The sequence below is a fragment of the Mesorhizobium sp. M4A.F.Ca.ET.020.02.1.1 genome (assembly GCF_004022645.1).
Taxonomy (GTDB): Bacteria; Pseudomonadota; Alphaproteobacteria; order Rhizobiales; family Rhizobiaceae; genus Mesorhizobium.
Window position 1 is genome coordinate 1 of the sequence record NZ_RZOI01000365.1, and the last position, 6,031, is coordinate 6,031.

Annotated in this window: 6 protein-coding genes and 1 pseudogene; 1 reads left to right on the forward strand and 6 read right to left on the reverse strand. The window is 65.4% G+C overall.

Annotated features, from left to right (window positions below; translation table 11 throughout):
• A pseudogene (locus tag EN742_RS40255) lies at positions 1-95 on the reverse strand (CDP-diacylglycerol--serine O-phosphatidyltransferase); the annotation flags it as partial.
• 3 nt (positions 96-98) lie between these two features.
• Positions 99-797 carry a phosphatidylserine decarboxylase gene (locus EN742_RS21180; RefSeq protein ID WP_126055672.1) on the reverse strand — a complete coding sequence of 233 codons (699 nt, stop codon included), beginning with the start codon at positions 795-797 and terminating at the stop codon, positions 99-101.
• 187 nt (positions 798-984) lie between these two features.
• Between EN742_RS21180 and EN742_RS21185 the strand changes: the two genes are divergently transcribed.
• Positions 985-1,878 carry an SMP-30/gluconolactonase/LRE family protein gene (locus EN742_RS21185; protein WP_127407544.1) on the forward strand — a complete coding sequence of 298 codons (894 nt, stop codon included), beginning with the start codon at positions 985-987 and terminating at the stop codon, positions 1,876-1,878.
• Here EN742_RS21185 and EN742_RS21190 read toward each other — a convergent pair.
• From EN742_RS21190 to EN742_RS21205, 4 genes are all read right to left on the reverse strand, one after another.
• Positions 1,857-2,198 (reverse strand): antibiotic biosynthesis monooxygenase, encoded by a 342-nt coding sequence (locus tag EN742_RS21190; protein WP_126055674.1) that lies wholly within the window; start codon positions 2,196-2,198, stop codon positions 1,857-1,859. The genes EN742_RS21185 and EN742_RS21190 overlap by 22 nt on opposite strands.
• Before the next feature lie 266 nt (positions 2,199-2,464).
• Positions 2,465-4,345, reverse strand: coding sequence for an ABC transporter ATP-binding protein/permease (locus EN742_RS21195; protein WP_126055675.1), 1,881 nt, complete (start codon positions 4,343-4,345; stop codon positions 2,465-2,467).
• An 18-nt stretch (positions 4,346-4,363) separates the two neighbouring features.
• On the reverse strand, positions 4,364-4,708 hold the full coding sequence (locus EN742_RS21200) for a metalloregulator ArsR/SmtB family transcription factor (RefSeq protein ID WP_126055676.1): 345 nt from the start codon (positions 4,706-4,708) through the stop codon (positions 4,364-4,366).
• A 167-nt stretch (positions 4,709-4,875) separates the two neighbouring features.
• On the reverse strand, positions 4,876-6,031 hold a 1,156-nt coding region (locus tag EN742_RS21205), incomplete at its 5' end, for a LysM peptidoglycan-binding domain-containing protein (protein ID WP_148670178.1).

The window sequence follows — 6,031 nt, forward strand, 5'->3', positions numbered from 1 at the left end:
GTGACGAGATTGGGCAGCACCATGCGCATCGGGATCTCGCGGATGCGCGGGCCGCCGCTGGCGTGCGCCTCGAATTTCTTGAAGGGCGCGCCCACGGCTCAGGAAATCCTGACCAGCGGCGTCGCCGCCGCGCCGCCGAATTCGGCAAGTACGGTCTCGCCGCCGACCGCCGTCTGGCCGACGGCGACGCGCGGCACGGCATTCAGCGGCAGGAAGACATCGACACGCGAGCCGAAGCGGATCAGCCCGAAACGCTCGCCGATCGCGATCGAGCCGCCGGCTTCGGCCCAGCAGACAATGCGCCGCGCCACCAGGCCGGCGATCTGCACGGCGGCGACGGTGCCGTTGGGGCTGTCGATGACCAGCCCGTTGCGCTCGTTCTCCGAGCTTGCCTTGTCGAGCTCGGCGTTGAGGAATTTTCCGGGCCGATGCTCGATCTTCGTGATGCGGCCGCGCACCGGAGCGCGGTTCACATGGCAGGAAAAGACGTTCATGAACACGGAAATGCGGGTCATCTCGCCAGAGCCGAGGCCAAGCTCGCGCGGCGGCACGGCCGGCCCGACCGCCGAGATGATGCCATCGGCCGGGCTCACCACCAGCCGGTCGTCGACCGGCGTGACGCGCTCGGGATCACGGAAGAAATAGACGCACCAGGCGGTCAGGATCAGCCCGATCCAAAACAGGATCGAAGAGAAATAGCCGAGGAAGAGCGTGCCTGCGCCAAAAGCGGCGATGAACGGATAGCCCTCGCGATGGATCGGAACGAGCGTATTCTTGATCGTGTCGACGATGCTCATCGGGCTGGGACGGTCCCTGTTTCAGGTCCGGCCTCAATAGCGGAAAGCCCCCCTGCCCGCAACGCAACATTGGGAGAGGTTGGGTGCGACGCCGGCACGGCGCGCAGCCATATTTTTTGCCTATGCTGTCGGAACTCGACCTTTCCGCTCGTCCTTGGCTAGACAACTCGACCAGGGAGCCCGCCAAATGCCATCGCCGAAATCGTCTGCAATTGACGCCAAGGTCATCACTGAGGGCCTCGCCTTCGGCGAGTCGCCGCGCTGGCATGAGGGGCGGCTGTGGGTCTGCAATTGGGGAACCGGCGAGATCATTGCCATCGATGCCGAAGGCAACAGCGAAATCATGCTCAAAATACCGGCCACCCTGCCCTATTCGATCGACTGGCTGCCGGATGGACGATTGCTTGTCATATCCGGCCGGGAAGGCTTGTTGCTGCGGCAGGAAACGGATGGAACGCTCGTCACCCATGCCGATTTCAGGCCGCTGTCGAACAGCCCGTGGAACGAGATCGTGGTCGACGGGCGCGGCAACGTCTACGTCAATGGCGGCGGGCCGGCGCCGGCGGCGGGCCAGCATTTCGGACCGGGCACCATCGTCCTGGTGACGCAGGACGGGGAGGTGCGACAGGTGGCCGAGAACATCGCCTTCGCCAACGGCATGGCCGTGACGCTGGACAACCGGACACTGATCGTCGCCGAATCCCACGCCAACCGACTGACCGCTTTCGATATCGCGGCCGATGGCAACCTTACCAACCGCCGTGTCTGGGCAGATCTCGGCAACGATTATCCCGATGGCATATGCATCGATGCCGAAGGCTGCATCTGGTACGCCGACGTGCCCAACCGGCATTGCGTCAGGGTGCGCGACGGCGGCATAAAGCTCGACAGGGTCGAAGCCGATCGCGGCTGCTTTGCCTGCATGCTCGGCGGGCCTGACGGCAGGACACTCTACATCACGGCTGCCGAATGGCGTGGCTTCGAGCACATGATCAGCGACGCCCGCACCGGCCAGGTGCTGAGCGTCGCCTCACCCGCGCCAGGCGCGGGCTGGCCCTCCTACAGTTCGGGCAGACGCTGATAGTTGGCGATATCCGCCCGGACACCCAGCCGGGCGATCGTCTCCTGCGGATTGAAGGCGATGCGCTCGTGCGCGACCTTGACGATCGGCACTACTTTGTCGACCGCTGCCTGGCTTTCCCATTCGACGATGGTGACGAGGTTGAACTCGCCCGGCCCGGAGAACTGCTCGAGCAGGAAATCCTGCACGAAGCCCTCCTGCCGGCGCAGCAGTTCATGGGTCATCCGGACCTTGCCGATGATCTCCTCGCGGGCTTCAACCGGGACGACGAACTTATCGACCCGGAACACGCTGCCATTGCCTTGATTTTTATTGCTCATTTCGATCTGTCTCCGTTTGGGAAAAGCTCATTTCGCAGGGGCTCGGAGACGGTTTGCAAGCTCAAGATAGGTTGAGGTCAAGGGGAAATTTTGCGCCGACTTCCCCTTCTCCTCCTGTGGGAGAAGGTGGATCGGCGCGCAGCGCCGAGACGGATGAGGGGTGCTGGAAGATCGGCTGCCGCGATTTCAACATATCGCCAAGCTGGAACACCCTCATCCGTGGCCTTCGGCGACACCTTCTCCCACAAGGGGAGAAGGAAGAGGCGCTAACTGACCTCCGACGTCCTTCTCCGTACGATGACACCCAGCTCGTCGCTCTCGCGGGCGACGCGCAGCCTCTCCTCGGCCTCGGTCGCCTCGCGCTGGCGGTCCCACATCGAGGCGTAGAGGCCATCCTTGCGCAGGAGCGCGGCATGAGTGCCGCGTTCGGCGATCTGGCCGTCCTTGAGCACGATGATCTCGTCGGCCGAGATCACCGTCGACAGGCGGTGGGCAATGACGATGGTGGTGCGGCCCTTGCTGACCAGGTCGAGGGCTGCCTGGATCTCCTGCTCGGTCTGGGTGTCCAGCGCCGAGGTCGCCTCGTCGAGCATCAGGATCGGCGGGGCCTTCAAAATGGTGCGGGCGATCGCCACGCGCTGCTTCTCGCCGCCGGAGAGCTTCAGCCCGCGCTCGCCGACCATCGAGCGGTAGCCCTCGGGCAGTTTCTGAATGAAGGGGCCGATCTGGGCGAGCTCGGCTGCCTTGCGCACCTCCTCCTCGCTGGCCCCGACGCGGCCATAGCGGATGTTGTAGGCGATGGTGTCGTTGAACAGCACGGTGTCCTGCGGCACCATGCCGAGCACCGCGCGCAGGCTCTCCTGGGTGACGTCCCTGATGTCCTGGCCGTCGATCAGCACCTGTCCGGACTGGACGTCGTAGAAACGAAACAGCAGCCTGGAGACGGTCGACTTGCCGGCCCCGGATGGGCCGACGATGGCGACCGTCTTACCCGCCGGCACCTCGAAGGAGACGCCCTTCAGGATCTTGCGGTTCGGATCGTAGGAGAAATGCACGTCGCGGAATTCGACCTTGCCTGCGCCGACCACCAAAGGCCTGGCGTCCGGCCTGTCGACGATTTCCTGCCGCACGTCGAGCAGGTCGAACATGTGCTCGATGTCGGTCAGCCCCTGGCGGATCTCGCGATAGATGAAGCCGATGAAGTTGAGCGGCACGGAAAGCTGCATCAGCATGGCGTTGATGAAGACGAAGTCGCCGACACTCTGCGTGCCGGCCTGCACTTCCAGCGCCGACATGCACATGACGATGACGGTGCCGAGGCCGAAGATGACGCCCTGGCCGAAGTTCAGCCAGCCGAGCGAGGTCCAGGTGCGGGTGGCGGCGGTCTCATAGCGCGCCATCGAGCGATCGAAGCGCTCGGCCTCCATGGCCTCATTGGTGAAATACTTGACTGTCTCGAAGTTGAGCAGCGAGTCGATCGCCTTGGTGTTGGCGTCAGTGTCGCTGTCGTTCATGTCGCGACGGATCGAGATCCGCCAGTCGCTCGCCTTGACCGTGAACCAGACATAGATCCAGACGGTGACAGCGACAACGGCCACGTATTTCCAGCCGTAGGTGAAGGCGAAGATGCCGGCGGTGAGCGCGAATTCGAGGATGGTCGGCGCCGTGTTCAGCATGATGAAGCGCACGATCGTCTCGATGCCTTTGGTGCCACGCTCGATGATGCGCGACAGGCCGCCGGTGCGGCGCTCGAGATGGAAGCGCAGCGACAGCTGGTGCATGTGGACGAAGGTGCGGAAGGCGAGTTGGCGCACCGCATATTGCCCGACACGGGCAAACAGCGCGTCGCGCAGCTGGTTGAAGCCGAGCTGCACGAGGCGGAGCACATTGTAGGCGACGACCAGCATTACCGGCGCAAGCAGGAAGGACGGCAGCGGCGGCGGCGTCTTCGCGGCGCCAGCCAACGCGTCGGTCGCCCATTTGAAGAAATAGGGGCCGGCCACCAGCGTCACCTTGGCGACAACCAGGAGCAGCGTCGCCCAGGTGACGCGCGCCCTCAGGTCGGCCCGGTCGGTCGGCCACATATAGGGCCACAGATTGCGGAGTGTCGCGAGGGTCGAGGAATCGGAGACGGTTTTTCCGGCCATTCTTTTTGCCTTCTTGTTCTAGCCGACGGAGCAGCAGGATTTGACCAGCGCCGAGAGCGACGCCGAGACATCGGCGAGCGCCGCGTGGTCGACCTCGTAGCGCGAGCGCTGGCGGTCGGGCTCGAAACGGACCAGCCCGGCCTCGACCAGTATCTTCAGATGTTGCGAGACGGTGGACTGGGCGAGGTCGAGATGGTCGACCACCTCGCGGCAGCAGCAGGAACGGCTGGCGGCGAGATGCCTGAGGATCTCGATGCGTGCCGGATGCGAAAGTGCCGCGAACCGCGCCGCGACGGCGCGGCTGTCCGGGGCGCAACCGGGCGGAGCGCCCACCAGGGTGGGTTCAGTCAGGGATTCGGTCATCGTTCATCGGCGATAGACGATGAACGATGCGAGGGCAAGCTAAGCTGGTGGGTAGTATAACGCCTGCGCACTGCAATGGAGGCAATTTCCGGAGTTGGCGCGACAGCGCTCCCTCTGCCCTGCCGGGCATCTCCCCACAAGGGGGAGATTGGCCAATCGCCGAATTCCTACTGCGTCTTCGTCGGCGCCGTCGTCATCTGGTCGCCCATCGCCTTCATGTCGGCGTCCTCGCCTTCCTTCGACTTTTGCGGGACCTTGAACACCTGGCCCGGCCAAATGCGGTCAGGGTTGCTGATCTGGTCCTGGTTGGCGAGATAGATGGTGGAATAGCGCACGCCGTGGCCATAGACGCGGCGCGAGATCCGCCACAGTGTATCGTTGCGCCGGATGATGACGGCGCTATCGGCATGTTCGAGCTTGGGCGCCACCGTCTCGGGGGCGTCGGGCGTCGCGGCAGCCACCTTGGCCGGGGCTTCGGCGCCAGGAGCAGCAGCAGGCGCTTCGGCCGTCGTTGCAGGCGCAGCGGGTTCGGCTGCCGGGGCAGCAGGCGCTTCGCCCGCTGTCGCGGGCGCGGCTGGTTTGGCTTCGGCGGGCTTTGCCTCCGCCGGCTTGACCTCGGCCGGCGCCACGGCGGCGACCGACTCACCCGGCTCGCGCTCGAAGGGCACGGCGGCGCGGGCCACCACCTTCACCCCGTCGGCATCGAGGGCATCGACATGGATGGTGTAGCTGCCGACCGGAATGTCGCGCGCCGCTTCGACCAGGAAATGGCCGTCAGGCGAGGTCTGGGCGTCGCCGAGCAGTATGTCGTTGGCATAGGCACGCACCTTGCGGCCGGGATCGGCCGTGCCGGCGACGAAGATCTTGTTGCCGTCGATCTCGACCGCCTCGACGACGATCTTGGGCTCGCCCGCCGGTGCCGCCGGCGGCGTTGCCGGCGCAGCGGGCGCTGGTGCTGGCGCGGCTTCAACCGCGGCCGGCGCGGCCGGAGCCGTAGCGGCGGGCGCTTCGGCCGCCGGAGCGGCCGCCTGGTCGCCAGTGGCGGGTGCCGCGGGCTTCGTCTCCGGTGCCGGGACGGTAAGCAGTTCGGACGGCTTGCCCGGTTCCTCGACCATGGCAAGCACCTGGCCGGCTGGGCTCTGCGGGATCGAGACGACGGCGGTCTGCACCGAGGCGGTCACCACATCGCCGGTCGTCGAGCGCAGCGTGATGGTGTAGTCGCCGGGCTTCAGCGGATCGTCAAGGACGACGGCGAAGGCGCCGTCCGGACCGGCAACGGTCGAGCCGAGCACGGTCGTGCCGTTCAGGATCTCGACCTTGGAA

Bases quoted from the DNA above. Each gene is read 5' to 3' on its own strand.
- EN742_RS21180 (WP_126055672.1), bottom strand. From the start codon at position 797: ATGAGCATCGTCGACACGATCAAGAATACGCTCGTTCCGATCCATCGC.
- EN742_RS21190 (WP_126055674.1), bottom strand. From the start codon at position 2,198: ATGAGCAATAAAAATCAAGGCAATGGCAGCGTGTTCCGGGTCGATAAG.
- EN742_RS21195 (WP_126055675.1), bottom strand. From the start codon at position 4,345: ATGGCCGGAAAAACCGTCTCCGATTCCTCGACCCTCGCGACACTCCGC.
- EN742_RS21185 (WP_127407544.1), top strand. From the start codon at position 985: ATGCCATCGCCGAAATCGTCTGCAATTGACGCCAAGGTCATCACTGAG.
- EN742_RS21200 (WP_126055676.1), bottom strand. From the start codon at position 4,708: ATGACCGAATCCCTGACTGAACCCACCCTGGTGGGCGCTCCGCCCGGT.